At 71.1% G+C, this 26,898-nt stretch carries 19 protein-coding genes and 1 pseudogene; 6 read left to right on the top strand and 14 right to left on the bottom strand.

Going from position 1 to position 26,898, the window contains the following annotated elements:
* Positions 1–111: 111 nt before the first annotated feature.
* On the bottom strand, positions 112–2,088 hold the full coding sequence (locus tag ACS04_RS21520; protein WP_245236484.1) for a DNA cytosine methyltransferase: 1,977 nt from the start codon (positions 2,086–2,088) through the stop codon (positions 112–114).
* A 407-nt stretch (positions 2,089–2,495) separates the two neighbouring features.
* Positions 2,496–3,854: a hypothetical protein gene (locus ACS04_RS21515; RefSeq protein WP_158977386.1), complete on the bottom strand. Its 1,359-nt coding sequence runs from the start codon at positions 3,852–3,854 to the stop codon at positions 2,496–2,498.
* Between the two features lie 1,024 nt (positions 3,855–4,878).
* Here ACS04_RS21515 and ACS04_RS21510 point away from each other — a divergent pair.
* The 5 genes and pseudogenes from ACS04_RS21510 to ACS04_RS21490 all read left to right on the top strand — a co-directional run.
* Positions 4,879–6,060: a DUF262 domain-containing protein gene (locus tag ACS04_RS21510; protein WP_048478324.1), complete on the top strand. Its 1,182-nt coding sequence runs from the start codon at positions 4,879–4,881 to the stop codon at positions 6,058–6,060.
* A complete protein-coding gene (locus ACS04_RS21505; RefSeq protein ID WP_048478323.1) occupies positions 6,053–7,174 on the top strand; it encodes a DUF3696 domain-containing protein in 1,122 nt (373 codons plus the stop codon). The genes ACS04_RS21510 and ACS04_RS21505 overlap by 8 nt, the downstream gene beginning before the upstream one ends.
* A 116-nt stretch (positions 7,175–7,290) precedes the next feature.
* Positions 7,291–8,142: a hypothetical protein gene (locus ACS04_RS21500; RefSeq protein WP_158977385.1), complete on the top strand. Its 852-nt coding sequence runs from the start codon at positions 7,291–7,293 to the stop codon at positions 8,140–8,142.
* 113 nt (positions 8,143–8,255) lie between these two features.
* Positions 8,256–9,461, top strand: a complete 1,206-nt coding sequence (locus ACS04_RS21495) for a serine/threonine-protein kinase (protein WP_053080875.1) — start codon at positions 8,256–8,258, stop codon at positions 9,459–9,461.
* Positions 9,462–9,683: 222 nt separating this feature from the next.
* Positions 9,684–9,869, top strand: a pseudogene (locus ACS04_RS21490) (CorA family divalent cation transporter); the annotation flags it as partial.
* A 211-nt stretch (positions 9,870–10,080) separates the two neighbouring features.
* Here ACS04_RS21490 and ACS04_RS21485 read toward each other — a convergent pair.
* The 10 genes from ACS04_RS21485 to ACS04_RS21440 all read right to left on the bottom strand — a co-directional run bounded on the left by ACS04_RS21485 (position 10,081) and on the right by ACS04_RS21440 (position 22,955).
* A complete protein-coding gene (locus ACS04_RS21485) occupies positions 10,081–10,716 on the bottom strand; it encodes a VOC family protein (protein ID WP_048478321.1) in 636 nt (211 codons plus the stop codon).
* Positions 10,717–10,805: 89 nt separating this feature from the next.
* On the bottom strand, positions 10,806–11,039 hold the full coding sequence (locus tag ACS04_RS21480) for a hypothetical protein (protein WP_048478320.1): 234 nt from the start codon (positions 11,037–11,039) through the stop codon (positions 10,806–10,808).
* A gap of 35 nt (positions 11,040–11,074) precedes the next feature.
* Entirely contained in the window at positions 11,075–12,571 is a 1,497-nt protein-coding gene (locus ACS04_RS21475) for a serine/threonine-protein kinase (protein ID WP_048478403.1), read from the bottom strand.
* A gap of 86 nt (positions 12,572–12,657) precedes the next feature.
* The gene (locus ACS04_RS21470; protein WP_048478319.1) at positions 12,658–17,355 is read right to left on the bottom strand and encodes a HEAT repeat domain-containing protein; all 4,698 of its coding nucleotides are present in this window, start codon (positions 17,353–17,355) and stop codon (positions 12,658–12,660) included.
* Between the two features lie 74 nt (positions 17,356–17,429).
* Complete coding sequence (locus tag ACS04_RS21465) at positions 17,430–18,029, bottom strand: DUF421 domain-containing protein (RefSeq protein ID WP_245236483.1); 600 nt, start codon at positions 18,027–18,029, stop codon at positions 17,430–17,432.
* A gap of 163 nt (positions 18,030–18,192) precedes the next feature.
* On the bottom strand, positions 18,193–19,029 hold the full coding sequence (locus ACS04_RS21460) for a S1 family peptidase (RefSeq protein ID WP_048478318.1): 837 nt from the start codon (positions 19,027–19,029) through the stop codon (positions 18,193–18,195).
* 129 nt (positions 19,030–19,158) lie between these two features.
* Complete coding sequence (locus ACS04_RS21455; protein WP_048478317.1) at positions 19,159–19,944, bottom strand: tyrosine-protein phosphatase; 786 nt, start codon at positions 19,942–19,944, stop codon at positions 19,159–19,161.
* A gap of 49 nt (positions 19,945–19,993) precedes the next feature.
* Positions 19,994–20,662: an O-methyltransferase gene (locus ACS04_RS21450; protein WP_048478316.1), complete on the bottom strand. Its 669-nt coding sequence runs from the start codon at positions 20,660–20,662 to the stop codon at positions 19,994–19,996.
* Positions 20,663–20,775: 113 nt separating this feature from the next.
* Positions 20,776–21,840, bottom strand: coding sequence for a tRNA (adenosine(37)-N6)-threonylcarbamoyltransferase complex transferase subunit TsaD (gene tsaD, locus ACS04_RS21445; RefSeq protein WP_048478315.1), 1,065 nt, complete (start codon positions 21,838–21,840; stop codon positions 20,776–20,778).
* Positions 21,841–21,887: 47 nt separating this feature from the next.
* Positions 21,888–22,955, bottom strand: a complete 1,068-nt coding sequence (locus tag ACS04_RS21440; protein WP_048478314.1) for a phosphatidylinositol-specific phospholipase C domain-containing protein — start codon at positions 22,953–22,955, stop codon at positions 21,888–21,890.
* A gap of 226 nt (positions 22,956–23,181) precedes the next feature.
* Between ACS04_RS21440 and ACS04_RS21435 the strand changes: the two genes are divergently transcribed.
* Positions 23,182–24,261, top strand: a complete 1,080-nt coding sequence (locus tag ACS04_RS21435; protein ID WP_048478313.1) for a trypsin-like serine peptidase — start codon at positions 23,182–23,184, stop codon at positions 24,259–24,261.
* A gap of 52 nt (positions 24,262–24,313) precedes the next feature.
* On the opposite strand, the gene ACS04_RS21430 is transcribed toward ACS04_RS21435, so the two are convergent.
* Together ACS04_RS21430 and ACS04_RS21425 are read right to left on the bottom strand one after the other, a co-directional pair.
* A complete protein-coding gene (locus ACS04_RS21430) occupies positions 24,314–25,729 on the bottom strand; it encodes an NAD(P)/FAD-dependent oxidoreductase (protein WP_063839287.1) in 1,416 nt (471 codons plus the stop codon).
* Between the two features lie 130 nt (positions 25,730–25,859).
* On the bottom strand, positions 25,860–26,792 hold the full coding sequence (locus ACS04_RS21425; RefSeq protein WP_048478312.1) for an oxidoreductase: 933 nt from the start codon (positions 26,790–26,792) through the stop codon (positions 25,860–25,862).
* Positions 26,793–26,898: the final 106 nt, after the last annotated feature.

The following is a 26,898-nucleotide window of genomic DNA, read 5'->3' as shown; positions in this document are numbered from 1 at the left end:
ACGGTTCTTCGCCTAGCAGTCGTCTGGAAGTCAAGGCTGACGCCGAGCGAGCCACCCAACACATCGCCGACGCCACACGCCTCAGCGTCCTGTTCTGCCGGGAAGGACCTGTCAGTCTGCGGTTAGCACGGCATCGAAGGTAGCTGCGGCTCCCTCGTCCTCCTGTGGACGAGTTGGGCAGTAGTCACTCAGCGGACAGCTTCCACAAACGGGCTGCTTGTCCCGGCACAGGTTCTCGCCAACGAACCTGATGGCGGCCATGCGCACCGGTGCATCACGGCCGGCGCCGAGAAGCTTTATGAGGTTAAGTCGCCCCTCGGTCAGTCGATTGGTCAGGTGTGATTGGTTCTGCTGCAACCTCGCAGCCACCCGCAACGCACCCTGGTTGACCAGCATGATGTCGTCGCCAGCCAGCAGCCTGAACAGCGCGAGCTCAGCCGGCTTGAGTCCCATCATCTTGCTGTGATCAAGGATCGAATCCGCGTCTACCCAGACCTCGGCCTTATCGACAACCGGACCGAGTCGGTCTTCCAAACGCTTGCGGGCGGCGGCTGTCGGTGCCGCGTTCACGAGGGCGAGGTAGACGTCCCGGGTCAGTTCCCTGTGTCCAGCAACACCGTTCATCACGTTGGCGAACTGGCTCGGATGCAGCTTGCCTCCCGAGAGCACCGCCATAACGAGAGCCCCGAGCGGCTTCATCTTCCGGCCGTTGGGGAACTGGTACCACTGCTTACCAGCGCGCTGCTCCTTGGCCCAGCGAGTCAGCTCCTCACGTACCTCCGGCCACTTGTCCGTGGCCTCGTGTCCGACGGGTGCATCTTGCGGCAGGAGAACCCGGGCTGCAGCTTCACCCAACAGCGGGGGAACCGCGTTGCCAATCTGCCGGAAGGCATCGCTCCGCGTGCCTGCGAACCGAAAGCGGTCCGGGAAGGTCTGGATCCTCGCGGCTTCACGTACGGTAAGCGTTCGCGGCTCTTCAGGATGGATGTACCAGTAACCGTCCTTGGCGATGTGCGCAGTGATTGTACGGCTCAACTCGTTCCAGTCGAGCTTCTTGTACTTGTCCGTGAACTGCTCAGCGTCGTATCTCTGGAATTCCTTCTCATCGTCTCCCAGCTTCTCATCCAGCTCGGAGTAGAGGGTCTTGGAATCCATGATGGTGAAGATCTTGAAGTCGTCGGCTCGAACCCGCCGCGTCATGTGATCATGGATCACACCTTTATCCGCCTTCTTGCGCATCTCCTTGGCGAATGGTGAAGGTTTCGGGTCCTGCTTCTCGTCGTAGTCGAGAAGCCGGGAGCCCACCGGATCCAAAGGGTTCGGGTTGATCGGAGGAAGGTCTCCAATGGCATCCCGAAGGGTGGTCTGCTTCTTCGGCTTATCCCACGTGAAGCCGCCACCATCTCTCCGCGCAAGCAGGATCAGGCGCTTCCTGTGCTGCGGCACGCGATAGTTCCACGCATCGACGAGACGAACCTGGGTCGCATACCCAAGGCTCTCCAGCTTTGCCTCGATGATGCGGATCACGCTGAAATCGTCGCCGAGGCCCATGTCGGGGACGTTCTCCATGAGCACGGTACGAGGAAGGAGCCGCTCCACTACGTCGACATAGGCGCGCCACAGTTCCTTACGGAGATCATGCGGGTCACGGTTGTGATTGTCGACCAAGTGTCGAATCTTGCTACGCCCGGCACGACTGAAGGGTTGACAGGGAGGGCCTCCCGCCACGATGTCGATCTCTGCCCCGGAGTCAAGAATTCGCTGGACGAACTCGCCTCGCTGCCCATCGTCCCCGAGGTCGACACAAAGGCTCATTCCGGGGAAGTTCACCGCATGAGTCTCACGTGCCCGCTCGTCGAAGTCCACGGCCGCAGCGGTGGTCCATCCGGCTCGTTCAAGGCCGAGACTCAGACCGCCGGCACCCGAGAAAAGGTCAACGGCGAGACGCTTGCCTTTCCCGTAACCAGACCGGACCCATTCCTCGAATTCTTCCGGCTCACAGTGATATTTGTGCTTGTCCAGCTTGAGGTAGTCGCTCCGCTCCAGGGGCACGCCATACGTACTTTTCGCCCCCTTCTCCTTCGTCACGACCCAATCCTCCGTACTTGCCGACCTGAACGAGCTCCAGGAGATCACGCACGACGCTGCGGAGGCAAGGCTTCCGGTTGGTCCGCGCAGCCGTAAACCTCGACGGCCACGCGGATGACCTGCCCGGCGAACGCCACTGCCCACTCGCCGTGCGGCCGTGGTCGCTTAAAGTAGTGATCTCCTCGTGAGACACCCCATATTAAAGGAGCCCCGCAGGACTCTCCCCGTGACTGTCTCGTTTCAGGGCGACACATGCACGATCGCTACCTGCCTCAACGAGACCCCTCACCAGAAGACACGTTCGATCACAGTGTTGCGCCTCGTTTCGCAGGCGCTGTAACCACCTCGGCCGCTGGCCCACAGCACGTACTGGCTTCTGAAGCGTGATCTGAGCTGTGTCGGGGATCTCAGCCGCCAGAGTCGTCGAGTGCTGTGACCCACGGCAGGCGAGCTGGCGCATGCCTCCGTAGGACCCGATCCGCTGGCACGAACTCGTGGGCCAGCTCAAAAGCACGAGCGCTCCGCAGCCGGTGGCAGTCGCCAGCAAGGACTTCTGCGAAGGCAAGCAACTTGCGTCGGGCTGGGCGTTCAAGCAGCTGAGCTGCCGCCTTGGCGCCGTCGCTGATCAGCTTCGCGGTGCTGATCAGCTCGTCCTTGGCAGCTGAATCGTCTTGCGCAAGGGCAGGAAACAGGCGGTCTCGTTCTCCGACTACATGGGCAGCAGCCAAGCAGAGAACCGTTGAAACTGCCGTCTCGGCGGGTTCTCCGGCATTGGTCATGGCATTCGCCAGTAGAGGGAGAACGGCGAAAGGGAGGGGGTCGGCCAGCTCCCAGAGGGGTTCCGCGACTTGGAGCCCTGCGTGTGTTCCCGTACGGTCCACGCACAGGGGTGGCCGACCGGGAGAGGTTTGACATAGTTCCCAGCGTTCAATGCTGGGGTCTGCCAAGGCGGCCCTAAGAAGCGCGCGGCACGCCTCTCTCAGCGTCTCAACGGAGATGTCCGGCCCGTCCAACCGTACGAGACTGCCGTTGCGCCGGATGTCCAGCACCGGGAATCTCGATTCTCCAGCTGCCTGGAGGATGGAGAGGTCTCGGCCGACATAGTTCGCCTCTTCCGCGCCCCAAATGATCAGCGGTGCGTTCTGGGCGTAGGCCAAGGCGACCCCGTGCTCGAACCCGTGACAGATGGCGCGAGCGCGGATCGCTGCGTCCAGCACCTGTTCCAGATCCGTGGGTTGTCCACCCAGGAGGAGCGTGCTGTTGACAGGGTCCCAGCGGAAGTCCTCGTGTGCGTTCGCGTTGCGCCACTCAGTTCGGATCGTTGAAGCCAGGAACTTGCACAGCGGTTCACTGTCTTCAGCTGCCAGCAGGTCACGTACGGTCGAGAGCGAGGCGCCTTCCGGAACCGCCCTGCCCAGCAGTTCCATGACCACGGCGGCCGTGCGCTTGACGTCACCTTCCAGCACGGCCCTATGCAGGTCCATGACCGCACGCGCCTTTTCCTCTTGGTGTGCCGCGCGGTTGTAGGCGTCACGGTAGGCGACCTGTCCGCGATGAGAGGACAGCATCTCCGGCTCGCGATCGACGTGCCGTGTAATCACCGAACACGCATGTTCCGGTTCGGCCTTCAAATGGGACGTCACCAGATCACGCGCCAAGAACGCGGCGCGATGCGCCAGCAAAGGGCGATCGGACAGCGCGAGCGATGCAAGGTGATGGAGCAGTTTCACCGTCAGCGGTAGCGAGTCATCGATCAGATGTCTCATGCTCCGTCGCAGCCGACGATCGAGGGCTTTCGGGGCCTTCGACCAAGCGGCCAGCAAGCGGGCCCGTGATGCTACGCCGGCCCCGGGCCGCAGTTGCTCGGCCGGCATCCCGAGCGCCCGCTGATAGACGTCCTCGTCGGGAAGGCTGGCGTGATCAGTCCTGGCGGCAGCCTCTAGAGTTCGTCCGGCTGCTTGGGCCACGAGAGCATGCCTCCGGACCTCAGACCAAGCGAACTCCCCCCACCCCTGTTCCAGGCAGGCGAACAGCTCTCGAGCCTCGCCCCGATTCGCTTGCGCCAAGTCGGTCGCTAACCGGCGCTCTGCCGCGCTGGTCCGGGACGGACTGAACCGGGAGACCTCTTCTGCGACAGTGCCCAAGGCGACCACCGACGCGCGGAGACGCCGCAACGGCTCCGGAAGCTCCTTCCCCACGATCCGGCCGGAAGCGGACCGTAATCGCAGGATCTCCGCGACCGTCTCGTCGGTCTCCCGCTGAAGCCCGGGTAGGTCGGCGTCCCTCAACACTGACTTCCATTGCGCGCGGGTCACAGGAACAAAGGCCACGTCCTGCCGCCCCGTCAAGTGCGCTGGAGGCGGGGAGAGATTCAACTTGCGGATCACCGCTGGCGCTGCGGAGCAGGACTCTCTTTCGACTGCGCCCAGCTGGCCGGGCAGGGTTACGTCCACCAGTACAGGATGGCACCAGCGCCATACCCGAGCGTACTGTTCTCCTCGCTCCGATCGGTGCCCGTGTACGCGACGATGCCGGCGTGGAGCCCGGCCGTTTGTATTGGTCAGGTCTGCGTGAGCGGACGGGAACGGCCCGGGAAGGACGGTGTGGGCGTAGCTGTCGCCCCCTCCCAGAAGTGCGGGCACCGGCTCCCGCCCTCGCCGTTGATCGGCCGCTGGGGCAGAGGAATCCACCCGATCATGCCTGACCGCCCACGCTGCTTACCCGAGCACGCTTACGATGCACTTGCGAGGACGACGGAGCATGACTGCGGAGAGGCGGTTCGGAGAACCCATGAGTGATGGCCTGACCGCTCCCGAGGCCGGTTCCGCACAGGACAGGATTCCCGTCGAGCTGGACGAGACGGGCTTCAGCACGGACGTGGAGAGAGAGGACGTCGGTGAGCGGATCGACAGTCCATTCGATCCGGATCTGATCGAGGTGCAGACCCGTAACCCCACGGTCGCCCTGTTGCTCAACCGCATCCGGCGCGGCACGATCGACCTCGCTCCCGACTTTCAGCGCCGTGCCGGGATTTGGACCCTGAAAGCTCAGAGTCGCCTCATTGAGTCACTGCTCCTTCGCATCACCCTGCCGACCCTCTACGCCGCCGAGGGCGAGGAGGACGTCTGGGCGATCGTGGACGGAGTGCAGCGTCTCTCCACGATCGCCCGTTTCGTCGCGCCCGACGATATCGGTGCCGAGCCTCTGCGGCTGACCGGACTGGAATACCTCACAGATTTCAACGGCTGCGCCTTCGGCGACCTGCCCGGCCGCCTCCAGACCCGGATTGAGGAAACCGAACTCGTCGTTCTCCTCATCCGGCGGGGTACGCCGGAGAAGGTTAAGTTCAACATCTTCGCCCGCATCAACACGGGCGGCCGGGCGCTCACCCGCCAGGAACTCCGGCACGCCCTGATTCCCGGCCCGGCCCGGGGATTCCTTGAGGAGCTAGCGCTCTCTGACGCGTTCAGGCGAGCGACCGGCGGGAGCGTGTCTGCCGAACGCATGTCCGACCGGGAGATGTGCCTGCGCTTCCTCGCCTTCTCCCTGACTCCCCCCGACTCCTATGCGGTCGGGGACTTCGACGGGTTCCTCCGCGAGGCAATGCACTTTGTGAACCGCTTGGACTCCGCCGGGCGCGACTTCTTGCGTGAACGCTTCTGCGACGCGATGGAAGCGGGCTTCGCCGTCTTCGGTGAGCACGCCTTCCGTAAACGCTTCCGCGACACCTCACGCCGCTCCCCGGTGAACAAGGCGCTCTTCGAGTCGCAATCGGTCACCCTGTCCGGATACACCAAACCCATGATCGACCTGCTCTCCGAGCGCCGCCATCTCGTCGACGAAGGCTTCCTCGGCCTGATGGAGGACGCCGAGTTCTTCAACGCCGTGTCTTCGGGAACCGGCGACGTCAACAAGGTCAAACTCCGTTTCAGCATGCTGGACGACATGTTCCGGGAGGTCCTGGATGCTTGAGCGCATCGGCATCACCAATTTCAAGGCGTTCGGCCACCAGGAGGTCGTGCTGGCGCCCTTCACCCTCCTCACCGGCCTGAACTCCTCCGGCAAGAGCACGGTCCTCCAGGCCCTGGCCCTGTTGCGCCAGTCGTACGAAGCGGGGGTCCTAGAGGACGGCAGTGAGTCCGGGCTCCTCCTCAACGGTGAGTTCGTCCAGCTGGGCACCGGTCAGGACGTCCGGCACGAGGCCTACACGAAAGACGATCCCGACATCGGCTTCACCGTCGTATCAGCCGGCATTCCCGAGACTCCCTTCACCTGGCGCGCCTCCTACGGGCCCGAGGACGACCTTCTCAAACTGGTCGCCAGCCCGCGGCAACCTCTCCTCGGTTCGCTTCCCGTACTCTTCGGTCAGGGGTTCCAGTACCTGAAGGCCGACCGCATCGTCCCCGCCATCAGCTACCCGCGCTCGCACCACGCGGTCGTACGGCGCGGGTTCCTCGGAGCCGGTGGCGAGCACACGGTCAACTACCTGCGTGTCCACCAAGACGACCCCGTCGAGGCCGCTGCGCTGCGCCATCCGTCCGCCGCCTCGGGGACGCTGCTCGCGCAGACCGACGCGTGGATGCAACAGCTCTGTCCGGGAGTGAATCTCCAGGCCGTAGGGATCGACGGCACGGACACCGTGCGGCTGAGCTATGGCTTCGGATCGGGCGTCAACGCCTCCAACCGGTACCGGCCCACCAACGTCGGCTTCGGTCTCACCTACGCGCTGCCCATCGTCGTCGCGTGCCTCACTGCCCGGCCTGGTTCGCTCATCCTGCTGGAGAACCCGGAGGCTCATCTCCACCCCCAGGGCCAGACCTCCCTGGCCTACCTCGCGGCGGCGGCGGTCGCGGCCGGCGCTCAGCTCATCGTGGAGACACACTCCGACCACGTCCTCAACGGCCTGCGCATCACGGTCAAGAACGACCGCATCGCCGCGTCCGACATCGCCGTGCACTTCTTCCGCCGCAGCGGCCAGAGCGGTGAGGTCGTCAGTCCCCGGATGGGCGACGACGGCATGCTGTCCGAGTGGCCGCAGGGGTTCTTCGACGAGTGGGAGAACTCTCTCGATCAGCTGCTCGACTGAGCAGAACCTGCAAGGATTCGTGGTCATCACACCTGGGGGCGGGCGTGCCACTTCTGCTGTTTCTCAACGAGCGATCCTGCACTTCGAACGCCTCGCCGACAGAGGTCGGCGAGGCGATGGACGAGCTGATCCGGGTACTTCGCGAAGCCCGGTCGTGGCGCGAGATTGCTCTCGTCACCCAGACTCCGCTGCCCTCCTCCGAGCTGGCCCGGGGGTACTTCTACCAGCAGTGGGCAGCCGACAACCGCCATCGCACTCAGCGCCAGTACATCAAGGCCCTGCGCAACCGGGCCCCCTTCACCGATGTCCTGCCTCAAGACACGACAGCCGGCGAGATCGAGTACGAGTACGCCGGCGCACGAGTCGAGGGGATCGGTGCCGCCCATCTCATGGAGAGCCTCTGCGTCAGCCTGCCGGTGTCGACCGCCTGGCATCGGTCATGGCTGGAGGTCACTGTCCGCACGTTGGTCGAGGACACCGGGGGCGAACTGGTGATGGCCGAGACCAAGGAGTCCGTGCGCCACGGTTCCCGTCCCGTCGACCTCAAGCCGCACGAGCAGTGGGGCAGGTCCAGCGGGCTCGACGCCGTCGACTCCCCGGCGCGGTTGTGGGAGGAGCGGGCCGACTTCTTCCCCTCGCTGCGGTTCCTTCCCCGGGTCCGGCAGGATCTGGATGCCCTCCAGCCGCCGGCATTCGTCCAGGTGCGCGGGCTGCTGGCGCGGCTGGAGGAGTCGGCCGCGCGGTGGGAGCCGACCGTGGCAGCCGTCCCCGCCTGGCAGGGGGCAAACGTCAGCTCGGAGCACGAGCAGCGCAGGCGCCTGTGTCTTTTCACGGACGAGGGCGGCGAGGAGCACTGCTACGACTTGCACGGCCGCTTCACTCCCGGCGCCGGCCGACTGCACTTCCGGCTCATGCCGAACGAGGGGGCACTGGAGATCGCCTATATCGGGCGCAAGATCGGCTCGTAGGCGTACCGGGCCCGGCCCCGGCGCGTCACGGTCAGAACACCTCTCCGATCAATTTCCGCGGGTCAACCAGCCTAGGGTGACGACTTCAAGAAAATCTAGGAGCTTGGGGAACGGTGGACACGCTTCTCGAAGGTGACCCGACTGACGTGGGGCCTTACCGGTTGGTCGGCAGGCTGGGCGCAGGCGGAATGGGGAAGGTCAATCTGGCGCGGTCGCCCAGTGGTCGGCCGGTGGCCGTCAAAGTCGTCCGTCCTGAATTAGCGGAGGTACCCGAGTTCCGCCGCCGCTTTCGGCGCGAGATCGAGGCGGCCCAGAGAGTCGGTGGTTTCTGGACGGCTGCCGTCGTCGACGCAGATCCGGATGCCCAGGTGCCGTGGGTCGCGACCGCCCATGTCGATGCGCCCGACCTGGGCAGCTTGGTGGCTGCCCAGGGACCGCTGCCCGAGCCACAGGTCCGCAGACTGGGGGCGGGACTTGCAGAGGCGCTTCGGGACATCCACCGGGCCGGCTTGGTACACAGGGACCTGAAACCCTCCAACATCCTCGTGACCGACGACGGGCCCCGTGTCATCGACTTCGGCATCGCCAAGGCCCTTGAGGGTGGTACGGCACTCACGGGCACGGGCGCCGCGATGGGCACCCCTGCCTTCATGTCACCGGAGCAGGTTGTCGGCGCGGGGACGGGAACGGAGAGCGATGTCTTCTCCCTCGGGTCGGTACTGGCCTTCGCCGCAACTGGGCACGGCCCCTTCGGGATCGCAGATTCGGCACACGCCTTGCTGTACCGGGTCGTTCACGAGGAGCCCGATCTGGCGGCTGTACCTGCAGGCCTTCGGCTCTTACTCACCCACTGCCTGCAAAAAAGTCGCGAACAGCGTCCTTCGGTGAAGCAATGTCTCAAGCTGTTGACCGCCCCTACACCGACCGAGGTGCAGTTGCCGATACGGCAAGAGGAAACTCGTGCCGCACCGCAAATGGCGCCTGCCCCGTACCCACTCCTCGGTGGAGCGCCCGAGTACGACAATCCCGCAGACAGCGACACGAAGCCGCCTGTCGACTGGTGGTCCGTCCGGCCACGAGACGGCAGCCAGCTCCCGGAGATCCCGCAGCTGCTGGAATGGGAGGGCCTCCCCCTGCCGAAGGTGCCTGTTCGGTCGGGCACGGTGAGTATTGGCGACCGTGTCGAGCACGACGACTTTGGCAGGGGAACGGTTGTCGGACTGCGCGGATCAGGCGATGAGACTCAGCTGGTCGTGAACTTCGACCGCCGCGGCAGCAAGAGACTTCTCTTGCGGTACGCCCCCTTGTGGGCTCTGTAGCTCTGACGCGCGTTGTCTCGACGACTGAATTGCACTCTCGTCGGCGACGGTCTCGGCGTCGGCTGGGGAGAAACTGGGGAGAATGAATGCCCGTTGGGGAGTACCTGGGGAGTATCGACCGCATACACGGGCAGCACCGCGAAAGGGTCGGAAAGGTGCAACGTCGCAGGTCAGGACCTCTCTGGGGTACCTTCCGCAGGTCAGCGGCGTGAGGGTGACGACTTCAAGAAGATCTCCTCGTGGGCGGCCATCCTCTTCGCCCCCACCCTGGTCGGCACGATCTACGGCATGAACTTCGAGACGATGCCCGAACTGCACTGGGCGGCGGGCTACCCCTTCGCGATCCTGCTGATGGCGGTGGTCTGCACGAGCCTGTACGTGATCTTCAAGAAGCGCGATTGGCTGTAGGCGGCACGTCGGCACCGTGGATCAGCCCAGCTTTTGCGAAGTCCTGGGAGTGGCCCGCCCGCGTCTTCTCAATGGGGAGTTGCGGGGGCATCACCGGACCGCCCACGCCGGCCCCTCCCCGTACCTTGGACTGCCCTGCCCGCACCGTCGGCGATCTTTGCCGCTTGTGGACGGTGGGCGACGAGCGGATCGTCGGGGAGGTCCGCCCCGGTCAGATGGTGACCGGGCCGCGGGCGGTGGCGAACTCCACCGAGACCAGGCCCGGTTCCTCGTCCTCGACCCAGGTGACGTCGATCTGGTCGAGGGGGTGGTCGGCCGGTTCGCCCAGGAATTCGGCGATGGAGGATGCCTCGCCGGCGATGGATACGCCGCGGATGGTGGTCGGGGTACGCGGGTCGGCGCTCGGTCGTTCCTCGGTGGGGACCAACCACTGCAGGAAGTAAGGCAGTTGCGGGTCTTCCATCAGTTCCAGCAGGCCGATCTGCTTCCACCTCAGGTCGAACCCGTCGGGGCGGACACGGTGGCCCTCGGCCGAAGTGCGGCCGAGGCGGGCCTCGACCGGGGCGATGTCGTCGACGGAGACCACCCAACCGAGCCAGCCGCCGCCCTCGGCGGCGCGGCGCGCCACCGCCTGGCCGAAGGGTGCGCGGTCGGCGGCGGGGTGGTCGAGGGTCGTGACGACCTCGACATAGGTGCCGCCGCTCAGCGGAAGAACGAAATTGCGGGTGCCGAACCGCGGGTGCACCCCTCCGTCGACGAACCCGCCGCCGAGGGCCGATCCGATCCACTGGACGGTCGAGACGAAGCTGTCGCGGGCCACCGCATAGGACACGTGATCAAGTCGCACTGCGGCATCATCACCCGACAGCCCGCATACCTCGCGACGCCACGCCCGCCGCCCCGACCGCCCCGCTCGATCAGCCGCCGCGGGCCACGTCAGCTGACGCTCATCCCCCGCTCCGGCCACACACCCCGCTCCGTGTGCAGCGCGTTGAGTTTTCTCGACGCCTTCAGGAACGTGTGGTCGATCCGCGCGTCCTGGGCCGTCGAGGTGCCGGACGCCTTGTCCATGGTCAATCGGCGTTCAAGACGGTCCGGGTCGTCGCCGAATGCGTACTCCACGGCTTCCTCCGTCTCCGAGACCTTGCGGAAATACGCCATCGCGGCCATCCGGCACTCCTCTTCGGCGGGCGTCGGGGGTTGGCTCAGCAGGGCGGGGACGAGCCCTTCTGGCGGGTGAGGTCGCGGTTGTACAGCCAGCCCGTCGTGTTCGTTCCGTCCACGCGGACGTACGTCCACTGGTTTCCGTACGAGTTGACGACATAGCACTGGTACCAGAGCTTCGTGCCGTCCTTCACCAGCGCGCCGGCGGGGCACGGCTGGTACGGGGCGGCCAGGAGGTGGTGGTCGCCCGAGATGTAGCCGTAGGTGCCCGGCTTCGGGTCGCTGTGCGTCCAGCCCGCGCAGCCCGTCGGTGCGGGGCCCGGCCGCGCCGGGGCGGCCGGTGTCCCGTCCGGCTGCGCGTCGGCCGTCGGCGGCTTCGGGGTTGCGGCCCGCACCCGGTCGTCGCCGCCCGGGACCACGGCGTACGTGACACCGCCCGCGCCGAGTACGGCGACGACCGCGACGGCCATCGCGACGCGAGCGCGGCGCCCGGCCCGGCCCGTGGCCGACGAGCCGGCCTGCGGGGCCGTGACGGGCTGACCCGGCGGGGGCCTGAGCGGGGGGAACGATGCGTCGCCGAACGGCGGCGGGGGGCCGAAGCCGGGAACCGGAGCGGGCGAGCGTACGGACGGCGGGGCGGGGATCGGCGCGGGGGCGCGGGCCCCGGCCGCGGGAGCCGTCCCGCTCCCCGCCACCGCCTCCAGCATCGCGCGGGCCTGGTCGGCGCTGGGGCGGCTCTCCGGCGCCTTCGCCATCAGCGCCGGCAGCACCGGCCCGAGCGGTCCCGCCCGGCGGGGCGCGGGCAGCGGTTCGGCGACGATCGCGGCCAGCGTGGACCACACGGAGGTGCGGCGGAACGGCGAGACGCCCTCCACCGCGGCGTACAGGGTCATCCCGAGGGACCAGATGTCCGAGGCCGGGCCGGGCTCCCTGCCCTGCGCGCGCTCCGGCGGAAGGTAGTCCAGCGAGCCGACGAGCTGGCCGCTGCGGGTCAGCTTCGCCATCTCCTCGTCGCCGGCAGCCTGCATGGTGGCTATGCCGAAGTCGGTCAGTACGACCCGGCCGCCCCGCTCCAGCAGCACGTTGCCCGGCTTCACGTCCCGGTGCAGGATGCCGGCCCGGTGCGCGGCGTCGAGCGCGCCCATCAGCTTCGCGCCGATCGCGGCAGCCTCGTACGGGTCCAGCGGGCCGCGCTCGCCCACCACCTCGTCGAGCGAGGGCCCGTCGACGAGCTCCATCACGATGACCGGCAGCCCCTGTTCCTCGGTCACGTCGTGCACCGTGACCACGCCGTCGTGCCGGATGCGCGCGGCGGCCCGCGCCTCGCGCTGCATCCGGTTCCGCATGTGGGCCAGTTCGGCGGGGCTCGCGTCGGTGTAGGCCCGCAGCACCTTGACGGCGACCTCCCGGCCGAGCGCCTCGTCGACCGCCCGCGCGACCACTCCCATGCCGCCGCGACCGATCACCTCGGTCACCCGGTAGCGCCCCGCGAGCACCTTGCCGACCAGGTAGCCGTCTCGCGCTTGCCCTGATGGCACCGGCACCGCACGCTCCGTTTCCTCACCGGCCGTCCGTCGGCGGCCTGATGGGATTCGAGTGTAGAGGCGTGATCGTCGCGTGATCGTCAAGGTCCCTGGCCGTCGTCGGCGCCCCTCGCGATCTGTTCGAGGAGTTTCGTGTACGGGGAGCGTCTGTCGGGGCGGGCGTGGGCGGCGGCGTGTCTGAGGGCGGGGACGGAGGGCGGTCCCATGACGGTGAGGCCCTCGGCCGCAGCCCCGCGGACGGTGGGGTGGGGGTGTTCCAGCAGCCCGGTCAGGGCCGGGATCGCGGGCGCCCAACGCGCGTGCGAGAGAGTCCGGATCGCCGTGCGCACCACCTCCGGCTGCGGGTCGTGCAGCAGGACCGACGTGTGGTGGAGGTAGGTCTGCCGGTCCAGCACGGCCCGTGAGGTCCGGTGGGCGTGCAGGCGGACCTTGGGCCTCGGGTGGTGCAGCAGCTCTTCGATCAGGTCCCGCAGCGCCGGGTCCCGATCCGGTTCGGGACCGCGGTGTCGCTCGGCCAGTCGCGCGAGTGCCTGGCGTATCCGCATCGGGTCGCCGGTACGGGCCTGCTCCAGGAGCTGCTGCCGGGACGGGGGTCGGGACGCTGCCGTCGTCGCGGGCGGGGTGCGCTCGCGCAGCGCCGCCAGCGCGGCGGCGTCCTGCCGCGCGGCGTCCGGGCGGCGCAGCGGGCCCTCGACGAGGAGCAGCCCGTCCGCGAGGTCGTCGCGTCCTTCGGCGCGCAGCCTCGCACAGGTCTGCGTGAGCGCGGGGGTACGCAGCAGGGGACGCCCGCGGAGCAGGTCGAGGAACCCCCAGGCGCCGGCGTCGAGCCGCCCGCCGAGGTGCTGCGCCAGCACGTCGGCGGGGACGCGGCGCAGCGCCCGCCCGGCTGCGGAGCTGGTCTGCGGCGGGTCGTGTTCCCACCAGTCGAGCAGGAGCGGGACCAGCGGCTCCAGTTCCTGCTCGTCGAGCCGGCTCGCCGCGAGGGCGACCCTGTCGTGCAGGATGCCGTCCGCGCGCAGTTCCCTCTCGCCGATGGCGCGCAGCATGCGGGCCAGGCCGGCGTCGACGGGTACGTCGACGCTGCCGTGCAGGAACGCGCGGAGCACGGGCAGTACGGCTTCGGGCTCGGGGCATGTGAGGAGCGCCAGGGCCGCGGTGCGGCGGTGATCCGGAGCGGGTGCCCGCAGCATGGCGAGCAGGCGTTCGCGCAGTGCGGTCGAACGGGGCTGGTCGAGGTCGTCGGCGTGTACCGTCCGCGGGCGCGGCGCCGTCGCGTACGTGGTCTCGGCGATGGTCCACGGCGGGGCGTCGAGCGGCTGGAGGTCGGTCATCCAGTCGATGAGGGCGGGGCGGACGTCGGCGCCGGCCGAGGCGTAGACGTCGATCAGGGTGCTCAGGCGGACCCGGGAGCCCGGCACGGCCGGTACGCCCTGCTGCGTCCGGTGGAGCCGGCGCAATCGCTCCAGGGCGCTCGGCGTACGCACCGCGGCGTCCAGCGCGGCTCGCCAGGCGGCGGCCTCGGCCCCCGCATCCGCCCCGGCGCCGGCCCCCGCACCGGCTCCCGCCTCGGCCCCCGCTTCCCCCGCCCCCGCCTGCCAGGTGGCTGCGAACGCCTCCCTGAGCACGTCCGTCTCGGCCTGCCAGGGGTCGGCGCCCAGCCGGGCCGCCGCGAGAGCCCGCTCCAGATCGGCCCGGACCAGCACCGCGCCGAGCGCGCGCAGCAGCTTCGGCACGGACCGGCTCCCCGGTTCGGGGGGCAGCGCGCGCACCGCTTCGGCGACCACCTGCCTCTGAGCGGCCGGCAGAGTCGGCGCGAGCGCTTCGAGTACCACGAGGAGCCCGTGCAGGTCCTCGGCCGCAGCCCCTTCGAGCCCGTCGAGCAGGACCCCCGTCGACCGGGCGAAGACCCTCAGCTCCCCGGCCGTCCACGGCGCGGGGCACAGCCGCAGGACCAGGCGCAGTACGCGGCCCCGCGCGGCGGGTTCGGATGCGGCCAGGCCGAGCCACTCCCCCAGCATGGGCCGCAGCTCCCGCAGTTCCCGCAGTCGGGCGGGGCTCGGCTGCTCGTGCCTCCCGGCGATGCGCAGCGCGACCGCCGGATCCCAGCCCCGCGCCGCCAGCGACCTGACGTCAGGGTCCGCCCCGCCGTCCGGCCCCGGCCCCGACGCGGCGGGCGGGGTGATCCCGTGCCGGGCCATGGCCGTCGACAGTTCCCCGGCCGTCCCGGCGGCCAGGCCGACCCGGCCGGCCGCGACCAGGGCCAGCAGGGTCGGTGCGACCGGTGATGCCTGGTCGTCCAGTGCGCGGACCGAGCGCGCCGACAGTGCGCCGTCGAGGCCTGCCAGCAGCAGTTCGCGGGTGCGCCGGTCCTCGCCGTGCTCGGCGGCCGCGAGAACGGTCGCCGGGTACGCGTCGCCGAGCACGGCCCGCAGCGCCTCGACGAGCAGGGCCCGCAGGCCCGGGTTGTCGTGGCGCCCCAGCCGGCGGAGCAGTGCCGGTACCGCCGCGGGCGTACCCGCCCGGACCAGCACCTGCGCGGCGGTCTTCTTGATGTTCATGTTCGGATGGTCGAGACATGCGGCGATCGCGGTGGCGGCCCAGCGGGCCCGGGCGTGGCCGAGGGCGAGCAGCGCCTGCCGGACGCTCTGGACGTCCTCGGCGGCGGTCAGCGCGATCAGCGTCGCCGACAGCGCCTGCGCATCGTCCCCGTCGGCATCGCGCGCGAGCAGCGCGATGACGTGCTTGCGCACGTGCCGGTCGCGGTGGCGCAGCAGGCGGTGCGCCCGCGCGCGGGTACCCGCGTAAGGGGCTCGGAGCAGGAGTTCGAGCAGGATCGCCTGCTCGGCGTCCGACAGTCCTGGGCGGTCCAGCAGATCCAGGACCACGGTCGCGGCGAGCGCCTGCCCGGCCTCCCGACCGGTCGCTGCGTCGAGCAGGCAGGACGGCCTGATCCGGCCCCGCTCGTACAGGCGGCGGCCCAGGCCTTCGAGGGCTGCCAGGACCTCCTGGGGTACCGCGGGCTCGCCGGCGGCCCGGCTGCCTTCGGGGCGCGGGGCGTCCGCGCCCGGTTCCCGGGACGCCGCCAGCTCGGCCACGATGCGCAGGAGCAGGTCCGAGAGGGCAGGCAGGGTGCCGGCGGCGCCGTGGGCGGCCAGTGTGCACAGGGCCGCAACCGGCTCGTCCGGGTCCAAGTGGGAGCTCAGGAGGGCCAGTTCCCGCTCGTCCGGGCCGCCGAGGTCCGTCGCGATGCGGGCCGGCAGATCGGCGGGGTCGAGACGGCCGAGGAGGGCACGCCGCCGCGCCGGATCGTCGGTGAGGTGCCACAGCACCTCGAGGGCGCGGCCGCGCACCGCGCGCAGATGCGGCGCGATCACGCCCGCGCCCTCCGCCGCGGCCAGGCCGAGCCCTTCCCTCAAGGCCGTCGTGGTACGGCGTCCGCCGATGGCCTCCAGGGCCTCCAGGGCCGCTGCGGGAGCGGCCGGCAGGAGAGCGATCACGGCTTCCTCGGCGTCCGCGTGGCGCAGTGCGCGGATCGCGTCGAGGAACGGCCCGGGGGCGGGGGCCGAGGGCAGGGCCCCGGTGATCGCGTCGCCGATCGGCAGCTCCCCCGTCCCCTGCCCGGCGAGGGCGACCAGCAGTGCGAGCCGCCGCGGCCAGCTCGGATCGCCGGGGTCCGCGTCGAGCAGGACGCGCAGCATCGTCTGCCGGCAGGTGAACAGGACGGTGGCGATCTCGTGGGGCGGGATCGAGTGATCGGTCAGGGCCAGGCCGATGACGGCGGGGACGTGTGCGTCCCGCGGGAAGTGCCCGCGCCGGTGGAGGCCGCGCAGGCAGGCCACCGCCGGTCCGCCGAACAGCAGCGGATCGCCTGCGGCGACGGCTGTCAGCGCGCCGATGTCCTCGCGGTCCGCGAGGTCACCGAGCAGTTCCATTGCGCGCCGGCGAAGTCCCGGCGGCAGGTCCGGGTCTTGGAGGACCTGCCGGAGCAGGCCGCGGTGCCCGTGACGGGCCGCGGCCGCGAGGGCCGCGTCGGCCGCCTCGGGCCTGGTGATCACCGCGTCGGCGGCGAGGCAGGGCGAAAGACGGCCCGGCGGCAGGGGCGCCGACGCGGCCCACGGCTCGGCGAGTTCGGCCAGTGCGGCGGCGCTCACGGCAGCGCTGTCGACGCCGGTCAGGCCGATGAGGTACCCGCGAACCCGTGCGGGAGCCAGCAGAGCGGCGTGCAGCCCCTCCCGGGCCAGCCGCAGTGCCGCCGCCTGCAACACCGGGTCACCGCCGGCCGCCAGCTCGCTCACGAGCTGTTCGGGCCGGTGCGCGCGGGCGACGGTCAGTTCCCGTACGGCCTGGTACAGCAGTTCGCCCCGGGGCTCCGTCCGGATCACCGTCGGCTCGTTCAGCAGCTCGGCGCGCAGCCAGGCGATCCGTACCCGTGCCGGCAGCTCGGCCGTGCGCCACGACGGCCGGCGCAGCCCGCGGCGGTACGGGCCCAGGCGTTCGTGGAGCCGCGCCAGGACGAGCGCCGACTCCGGCGGTCCCTCCACCACGGCCGGCAGCAGCGCCGCGAGCTCGGCCGTCTCCTCCTCGTCGTCCGTCCGGCCCGACGTGACGCGCTCGTTCAGGAGGACCAGTCCCAGGTGCCGCAGGCGGGGGTCGTCGCTGCGGACGAGTGCTGCGAAGACCGGCGGCGGGCAGTGCCGCGCGTCCGGAAGCTCGGCCGGCCGGCCGATGTCGGCCCGCCGCAGGACGTCGTGGAACGGTTGGAGCGCCGGCGTGATCATCGTCGGATGCTAACGGGGCCGCCCTCCGGCCCACCAGCGGGTTCCGCCCGGTCCGGACCGCCGCCGGACACCGGTTAGGGGGACCGGCTGCGCAGGGCGTCCACCTTTTCGTCAAGGGCGGCCAGGGCGGCCTTGAGGGCCTCGATGTCGGACTTGTCCGCCGACTGGTTGGGCTGCGCCAGCTGGACCACGAGGGCTCCGCCCGGTTCCAGGGTGACCTCCGTGGTCTCCGCGACGTCGTCGCCGCCCTGGTGGCGGACCGCCGCGTCCAGGTCGGCGCGGCGCAGGCCGTTGCGGCGGATCACCTCGGTGAGCCAGTGGCCGTCACGGGCCAGGGTCGTGGGGGTGCCCTCCAGGAGGCGGCCCAGCCATTCGTGGCGCGCCGCAGCCCGGACCACCACGGTGTTCACGGCGAGCAGGACGGCGGCTCCGAAGGCAGCGCCGAGGACCGAGTTGTCCGGGCCGATCACGGCGTTCTGCACGACGTTGGCCAGCAGCAGCATGACCACCAGGTCGAAGCTGCTGAGCTGCGCCAGCTGGCGCTTGCCGACGATCCGCAGCAGCAGCAGGATCAGTACGTAGACCCCGACGGTGCGCAGGGCCTTCTCCAGGTACGGGATGTCGCTGTGCAGGAAGGGCGTGAGGGCGTCGTGGGCGGCATGCACCCCGTTCACGCTGGCATACCCGGCACCGCCGGCGTCCGCGACCCGCCGGATGCGGCCCGAGCAGGACCTCGGCCGCGCTCAGCCCGGCCAGGTTTGGCCAGGTCCGGTCCGGCCTCCGCCGGTTTCCCGGACGGCGGCCGCCCGCCCCGCCGGGGGCGGGCGGCTCCGTGCGTCACGGCCTCGGCAGGGTGCAGCCCGGGCGGGTCAGGTCGATGGTGCTGCCCGCGCCGATGCACGGGACGATGATGTACGTCTCCTGGGCGTAGTTGATGCCCTGGCGGACGGTGACCTTGCCGGTCTCGTCCACCTCGCACGGGTTGTTCTCCGTGCAGCGCTGCCCGTCCTCGTTGCCCGTGTTGTTGACCGCGACGACCTTGCCGGTCGTCGTGTCGATCACCGGTGAGCCCGAGGTGCCGCCGATCGTGTTGCAGGACGAGGTGTAGCGGACCGAGTCCTTCCAGGTCCAGTCACCCTCCTTGAGGCGGTACGCGAACCCGTCCACGTTGCAGCTGTAGATCCGCTTCCAGTAGCCCGAGACGACCTTGATCGCCGTACCCTGCACCGGGCGGGCGTCGTTCAGGGTGAGCGCGGCGATGCCGTACTGGCTCTGGATCTGCGCGTACGTCTTGGTCAGCTGGTAGATCGAGATGTCCGTGTCGGTCATCGTCGCGTACGCGATCTTGCTCGCCCGCAGCGTCGCGACGCGCGAGCCCGAGGCGTTGAGCAGCGAGAACGAGCGGCTGGACGACCGGTCCTTGACGACCTCGCCCGGCCCGGGGAAGCCGGTCTCGAGGCAGTGCCCGTTGGAGAGGACGAGCGCGGGGTCGTTCGGCTGGGAGCCGGGGACGCGGACGACGGAGCCGGAACAGTTGCTGAGCGCGACCGTGCCCGCATAGTTCACGGTGACGGCCGCCGCCGCCTTGTCCTGGGGTGTTGACGCCACGGCCGGTGCTGCCGCCGCTCCTATCAGGAGCAGCGAGAGCACGGCGCCGACGAGAGGCTTGCGCATGTGGGGGTTCCCCTCTGATGACGATGCAACCGAAGATCCTCCGGTTGTCATGTGCATTGTTGGGATACCCCACGCCAACTGACAAGTACGTGGCGCGAGTTGGCGGGTTTCTGGTTCCTTGGCCGCTGCTCAGCACAGCAGGCGGTCCCTGAGCCGGGCCGTGGTCCGCGGCGTGATCCCGACGCGCGAGGCGAGGTACTCGGCGGGAGATCCGTAGCCTGTGGCCAGGTCGGCCAGGACGAGGGACATGATCTGCGCCGGGGCGCGACCGTACGAGGGCCAGCGCATGACGCGCCCCGGGTTGGTTGCGTGCCAGTCGGCCGTGAGGCGGGCGGTGGCCAGCTCGGTCAGCGCGAAATCGGCCAGGATCTCCTCCTCGGACACGCCGAGCAGGGTCAGCACGAACGCGGCGATCAGGCCGGTGCGGTCCTTGCCGGAGGTGCAGTGGAAGACCGCCGGTCCGGGACCGGCCGCGATGAGCTCGATGGTCCGGCGGATCTCGTCGGCGCCGTCCTCGGCCACCTCGGCGAACCGGTCGGCGAGGTAGCGCCAGGGATCGATGCCGGGGTCGATCGCGGCCTGGTCGTACGGGCGGTGCTCGATGCTGAGGTTGGCGTACGTGAACCGCTCGACCTCGGGGACGCGGCCCTTCGCCTCGATCTCCCAGGGGTAGCGCAGGTCGATGACCGTACGCATGCCGAGGCCGAGGAAGCGGTCCCAGTCGGCCCCGGGCCCGGTGGCCCCGCCGGCCCCGGCGAGTTTGCCCAGGGAATCGGACCGGTACAGCGCGCCCCAGACCACCGTACGGCCGTCCGCGGAGCGGTAGCCGCCCAGGTCGCGGAAGTTGTGCAGGCGCTCGAAGTCGATGTGGCGGCGGTGCGGGGTCGTACGCGTTCCGGCATTCTGGTCGGACAACTGGGGCTCCTCCGTGTGCGGTTGAGCCCCAGGATGCCCGATCGGCCCCTCAGCGCTTGCGCGCGAGCGTGAGCCCGTCCGCGATCGGCAGCATCACCGACTCCATGCGCTCGTCGGCGCACACGTGCGCGTTGAACTCCCGGATGGCCAGGGCGTTCCCCTCCGCGCCGGCGTCGACGGCCTCTCCCCCGTACAGGACGTTGTCGGCGAGGATCACCCCGCCCGGGCGCAGGCGCGGCACGAGCTCCTCCCAGTACGCGCGGTAGCCCGGCTTGTCCGCGTCCAGGAAGACCAGGTCGATCACCGGCTCCTGCGGGAGCGCGCGGAGCGTCGCGAGCGCCGGGGCGACCACCAGCTCGATCCGGTCGCCGACCCCGGCCGCCTTCCAGGCCTCCTGGGCGATCGATGTCCACTCCTCGGAGACGTCGCAGGTCAGGACCCGCCCGCCGGGGACCAGGCCCGCCGCCAGGGCCAGCGTCGCATAGCCGGTGAACGTGCCGACCTCGACGATGCGGCGGGCGCCGAGCATCTTGCCCATCAAGGTCAGGAACACCCCCTGCTCGTGCGGGACCTGCATCTGCGCCTCGCGGCCGAGCTCGCGGGTTCGCTCGACCAGCTCCTCCTGGACGCGGCTGCGCGGGCCGGCCTGCGCGACCAGGTACGCGTACACCTCGGGGGTGAGGTGCACCGTCTTCACTTCGTCGACGTCCCTGTCCATGTCGTACGTCCCTTCGCGAGTCGCGCGTGTGCGCCTTCGGGACTGCCCAACGACACCGCCCCCGACCGGCAACGGCCCGGCCCCGGGGCCGCCGGCCGCCCGCCTCGGGGCCGTCAGGCGACCGGCTGGAGGGCCGCGTACTCCAGCGGGGCGGACGGGTCGATCGTGAGGCTGAGCGGGGCCGGGGGCGCGTCCGCGCGGACGAGCAGGTCTCCGATCGCCGCGATCATGGCGCCGTTGTCCGTGCACAGCGTCATCGGCGGCACCCGCAGTTCGATCCCCGCCGAGGCGCAGCGCCGTTCCGCCAGCGCCCGCACGCGCGAGTTGGCGGCCACCCCGCCGACCACCACCAGCGTCCGCACCCCGTGCTCCCGGCAGGCCGCGACCGCCTTGCGGGTCAGTACGTCGGCCACCGCCTCCTGGAGCGAGGCCGCCCCGTCGGCGACCGGCAGCCGCTCCCCGCGCTGCCGGTGGCCCTCGGCCCAGCGGGCGGCGGCCGTCTTCAGCCCCGAGAAGGAGAAGGAGTACGCGTACGGGTCCCGCCCGCGCGGGCCGCCGGTCAGCGGACGCGGGAACGGGACCGCCTTCGGGTCGCCGCCCCGCGCCGCCCGGTCGATGGCCGGCCCTCCCGGGTACGGCAGGCCGAACACCCGGGCCACCTTGTCGAAGCACTCCCCCGCCGCGTCGTCCAGGGTGTCCCCGAGGTGCAGGATCGGCTCGCGCACGAGGTCCCGTACGAGCAGCAGCGAGGTGTGCCCGCCGGAGACGATCAGCACCACGCAGGGCTCGGGCAGCGGTCCGTGCTCCAGGGTGTCGGCGGCCACGTGCCCGGCCAGGTGGTGGACCCCGTACAGCGGCAGGCCCAGCCCGTACGCGAGGGCCTTGGCCCCGGCCAGTCCGACCTGGAGCGCGCCGGAGAGGCCGGGCCCGGTGGTGACGGCCACCGCGTCGAGCTGGGCGGCCCGCAGTCCGGCCTGCTCCAGGGCCTGCCGGACCACCGGGCCGAAGGCGTGCAGGTGGGCGCGGGCCGCGATCTCGGGGACGACCCCGCCGAAGCGGGCGTGCTCGTCCATGCTCGACGCGACGACGTGCGCGAGGAGGCGGCCGTCGCGCACGATGCCCGCGCCCGTCTCGTCGCACGAGGACTCGATGCCGAGCACCACCGGAGAAGCCGCCATCAGACCCGCACCCGTACCCTTATTGCGAACAGTTCGCAATAAGGGTACTAGCCGCGCGGGATGACCGTGGCCAGGACCGATGGCAGGGGGTACCAGTCCGCGGAGGCGATGGACGCGTGGTGCGCGGCCATCAGGGCGACCCGGTCCCGCGCCTGGGCCTCGGTCGGGTGCACCCCGTCGATGGCGGGGGCCACGCCCTGGGCGTCGGTGGCGATCAGCAGGTAGTGGTTGCGGTCGTACCAGGCGGTGTCGATCGAGCCGCCCGCGTACGCGCTCGCGTCCCCGTCGAAGACCACGAACCAGGGGCGGAGCGTCGCGTCCGCGTACCGCGTGCGCGGATCGCCGGCCTCGGCCCGGTGCACGGCCGGGAAGGCGGCGGCCTGGCCGAGGCGGCCCGCGGCCGCGAGGGCGCTCAGGTACTGGGCGTACTCGCGGTCGGTCCACAGCGTGTCGTTCGCGTTGCCCTCCTCCAGCGTGCCGGGGATCAGCTCCACCAGGAACTTCCCGGCCATCGCGGCGCGGCTCGGCCAGGCGCCGGCCCGGGCCGCGGTGTCCAGGTCCCGGTGGCCGGCGGCGAGCTGGCCGGGGCGGTACACGGCGTCGCCGAGCTTGGAGTTCAGCAGCGCGTCGAGCTCGGCCGGACCGCGGCCCAGGTTGGCGGCGAACCCGTCCTTGAGCTCCAACTTGAGGACGACCGGGCGGTGCCCGGGGTGGGCGTCGTGCCAGCTGCGGATGTCGGAGAGGCAGCCCGCGAGGTTCTGGTTGCGGGACTTGGTGCGCAGCTGGGCGGGGGTGGTGGCGTTCTCGCAGTTGTTGTCGTTGCCGAAGGGGTTGTCGTGGGAGACGCGCCAGGAGCTGCCGAAGAAGTTGGTCCACACGTCGAGTTCCAGCATGGCCGCGCCCGAGTCGAGGGCGTCCGCGAAGTACGGGTACTTGGCCTTCTCGTACGCGTTGTGCACGCCGACGCCCGTCGATCCCGCGTACGGGAGGTCGGCGGCGGCCCTTGCCGCCTTGGCGGGGGCCGCCCCCGCCGGGGCCGTGCCCAGTACGAGGGCCGCCGTCAGGGCCGCGAGGCCCGCCGCCACCGCGCCCGCCATCCGGTTCCGTAATCTCATGCTGTCGGCTCCTGTCCGTCCAGTCGGTGCGCCCGTGTCTCAACCCGCCCGGAGATTAGGCGAGTCGGGTGAAGGGCGGAAGGACGCCGGATGACGGGTTCCGGCCGGGCGCCCCCGCTGTGAGGACGGACACGTTCCGAGCCGGAACCGGCGTCGCCGCGCCGTCCGTCGAACAGGCAGCGGGCCGGGACGCCGGCCGGCGCGTCCCGGCGGAAAGTGGTACGGCATGTTCACGAGGGTTCGCGGGCGGGCCGTACGGGTCACCTTGCTCGTCGGCGTGGGCTGCGCCGTGCTGATCGGGTGCGCCGGGCTGCTGTGGAGGCTGTACGGCATGGCGGCGTACGTCGCGGACGGGGATCCCGCGCAGGGCGGCTACGTCCAGGACGCCGAGTCGGCCGACCGCGCGGCGGCGGCCGTACTGGCCGGCCCGGCGCGGGAGGTCCCGCCGGCGGGGCCGGCCGCGGGGGACACCGGCACGCGGGACACGAGCACGCCGGAGACGGGCGCGCGGGAGACGGGCGCGCCGGACACGGGCGCGCGGGACGCGGGCGGCTCGGGCCCGGCCGCGCGGGCCACGGGCGGCCCGCCGACCGTCGTGCCCTGGCGGTCGGGCGGGTGGCGGCCCTCCGACCCCCTGGTCGCGCGGCCCGCCGCCGCGGAGCCCGCGATCGGGGCGCTGTTCTCCCCCGGCGAGGACGCCGACCAGGACCACCACTGCTCGGCGAGCGTGGTCCACTCCCCCGGTGGCGACCTCGTCGCCACCGCCGCCCACTGCGTGTACCGCGGGTTCCTCGGCTTCCGTACGAACCTGGCCTTCGTGCCCGGATACCGCGACGGCGCGGCCCCGTACGGGGTCTGGGTGCCCACCCGGGTCGACGTAGACCCCCGCTGGATCGAGGACCAGGACCCCGACTTCGACGTGGCCTTCCTGCGCGTGCGCCGCCCCGGGCACCCCGGCGAGCGGCTGGAGGAGGCCACCGGGGCCCAGACGATCCGGTTCGGGCCCGAACTGCCCGCGCCCGCACGGGTGGTGGGCTATCCGAACGCCACCGAGTACCCGGTGGAGTGCTTCAACACCGCCCGTGCCGAGGGGCCCGCGCAACTGCGGCTGGATTGCGCGGACGTACCCGACGGCACGAGCGGTGGTCCGGTGCTGACCGACGCGCACACCCTGATCGGGGTGGTCGGCGGCCGCGACGGGGGCGGCGACGAGGAGACCTCGTACAGCAGCCTGTTCGGCGACGGTGTGCGGGCCCTGTACGAGCGCGCCGCGGCGGCCCCCCATGATCCGAAAGACACGGGCTAGACACGGCCCGGGCCCGCCGGGATCCGGGAGGCGGCGCCCGGCGCCGTCCCCGCTACGGCCCCGAGCCCGCCGGGGCCTTGTGGTGCGAGGGGTAGTCGGCGGTCTCCGGGGCGGTCGGCAGCCGCCATTTGGACAGGACCCGTACCACGGTGGCGGGGCTGAGCAGGACGTTCGGCGAGAGTGACAGCGACAGCACGCCGAAGAAGGGCCGGGAGATCTCCGGGTCGGCGTTGGCGCCCACGATCACCCGGGACATGTAGGCCTGGAGGACCTTGGTGGCCCGGTCGGGCGGCGGCCCGTCGGTCTCCGGGTACCGCATGTCCTCGCTGGTGGCGATCTGCCAGGCCACGTCGGAGGCGGCGGCCGTACGCCGCTGGATGCGCCGGGAGGCCGCGGCGATCTCCCGGGGCGCCAGGCCCCGGATGGCGCCGGCCAGCGCGTCCGCCGCGAGGGCGGCCACCGTCATCCCCTGCCCGTACACGGGATTGACCCGGCAGACGGCGTCGCCGATCACGACGAAACCGGCCGGCCAGCGGTCGAGGCGCTCGAAGTGGCGCCATTCGTTGGCGGTGTTGCGGTAGCCCGTCGGCGCGGAGAGCGGTTTGGCGTCACGGAGGGCGTCGTGGAGCACCGGGGAGCGCAGGGTCCGGGTGAAGTCGAGGAACTCCTCCTCCCCCGTGGGCGGCGCGTGTTCGCCGTTGCCGGTCAGCGTCACCAGCCAGCGGCCGTCGTCGAGGGGCACCAGCACGCCGCCGCGCGGGTTCTCGGGGCGGCCCTGGACGTAGATCCCCTGCCAGCGGCGCGCGGGATCCGGCGGGATCTCGTAGTAGCGGCTGGAGTAGGCGAGGTGGGAGTCGTAGCGGGTGGTCGCCGGGGCCGGGTGGCCGAGGGCGGCGAGCCAGGCCGGGGCCCGGGAGGTCCGCCCGGTGGCGTCGACCACGAAACGGGCCGGCAGCGGATCGCCCTCGCGCAGCCGTACGCCGGTGACGGAGCGGCCGTCGGGTCCGGCGACGAGCCCGGTCACCGTGGCGCCGGAGCGGACCCGGATGCGCTCGTCCCGCAGCACCTCCCGGCGGACCGTCCAGTCGAGCAGCTCCCGGCTCCCGATCAGGATCCGGGAGCCCGGGACGGGCTGGAACCAGTCGGCCGGGCTCAGCCACAGGAAGTCGCGCGGCGACTCCATCAGCGCCGCCCCGGCCGCCAGCAGCTCGCGGGTGACCCCGGGCAGCAGCCCCTCCATCAGGTCCAGCCCCCGCGACCACAGCACGTGCACGTGCCGGGACTGCGGCACACCGGGCCTGAAGGCCGGCCCGGTGTCGGCCAGTTCGTCCCGTTCCACCACGGTCACGCGCGCGAACCGCTGGGCGAGCGCCCGCGCCGCCAGCAGCCCCGCCAGGCCTGCGCCGAGGACCACCGCGTGATCGTGGGCTTCGTGGGCTTCTGGGTGGTTGTCCGTGTCGTCGTCCATGGCGCCGAGTCTGGCGTGCCGGCCGCCCGGCTGATCAGGTCCCGTCCGGGGCGCCCCGAGGCACCCCGGGGGCGGACGGGGGGCTCACGCGGGGGCGCTCCGGTGGACCCGTACCGCCGCCCCCGCCCGCTCAGCGCGCCGGGAACCCGTAGGCGACGCCCGTCAGCTTCTCCGAGGCGGCCCAGAGCCGTTCGCCGGAGGCGTCGTCCAAGGTCCACTTCGCCCGCCAGGAACGGGCGGGCGCCCCGCGCCAGCCCAGCGGCGGCCCGTAGAAGGCGTCGGGCGCCACGTCCGGGGCGGTGGCCGCGTACAGCGTGGGCAGCGCGCCGGAGGCCGCCGACTGGGCGAGGACGGCGGCGCCGAGGCCCAGCAGCCGCGACATGGGCCGGTGGCCCTCCTGGAGCGAGGCCCCGGCGTGCAGGTTGGTCGAGGCGTAGCCGGGGTGCGCGGCGGCCGCGACGATCCCGGAGCCCGCGGCCGCGAGGCGCCGGGCCAGCTCGTGCGTGAAGAGGAGTCCCGCGGTCTTGGAGCGGCCGTACGCGATCCAGCGCCGGTAGCCGCGCTCGCCGTTCAGGTCGTCGAAGTCGACGTCGCCGAGCGCGTGGAACCCGCTGGCGACGGTGACGATCCGGGCTCCGGGGGCGGCGGACAGCAGCTGGGGCAGGAGCAGTCCGGTGAGCGCGAAGTGGCCCAGGTGGTTGACGCCGAACTGGGTCTCGAACCCGTCCGCGGTCTTCCCGTACGGCAGGGCCATGACGCCCGCGTTGTTCACGAGCAGGTCGAGGGAGCGCCTGCGCTGCCCGTGGACGTGCGCGAACTCCCGTACGGAGGCCAGGTCGGCCAGGTCCAGCGGGAGGAAGTCCGCCTTCGCCCCCGGGACCTCGGCGCGCAGCCGGACCACCGCGGCCCGGCCGCGCGCCGCGCTGCGGCAGGCCAGCACCACGTCGGCCCCGCGGCGGGCGAGCTCGCGGGCGGCGGCGTAGCCGATCCCGCTGTTGGCACCCGTGACGACGGCGGTGCGGCCGCTCTGGTCGGGGATGTTCTCGGCGTTCCAGCCAGGCATGTGAGCTCCCTCGCGACGGTGGGACGGTGGGGTGCACGGTGCGGTCACCTCGGGGTTACCGAGGGTAGACCTCCCTTGTCGCGGGGGCGGCCCCGGGGGCCGCTCC

Origin of the sequence: Streptomyces roseus (assembly GCF_001044425.1) — a bacterium.
Taxonomy (GTDB): Bacteria; Actinomycetota; Actinomycetes; order Streptomycetales; family Streptomycetaceae; genus Streptomyces; species Streptomyces roseus.
The sequence above is the reverse complement of the archived record's forward strand: the minus strand, read 5'-3'. Positions and strand labels throughout refer to the sequence as shown.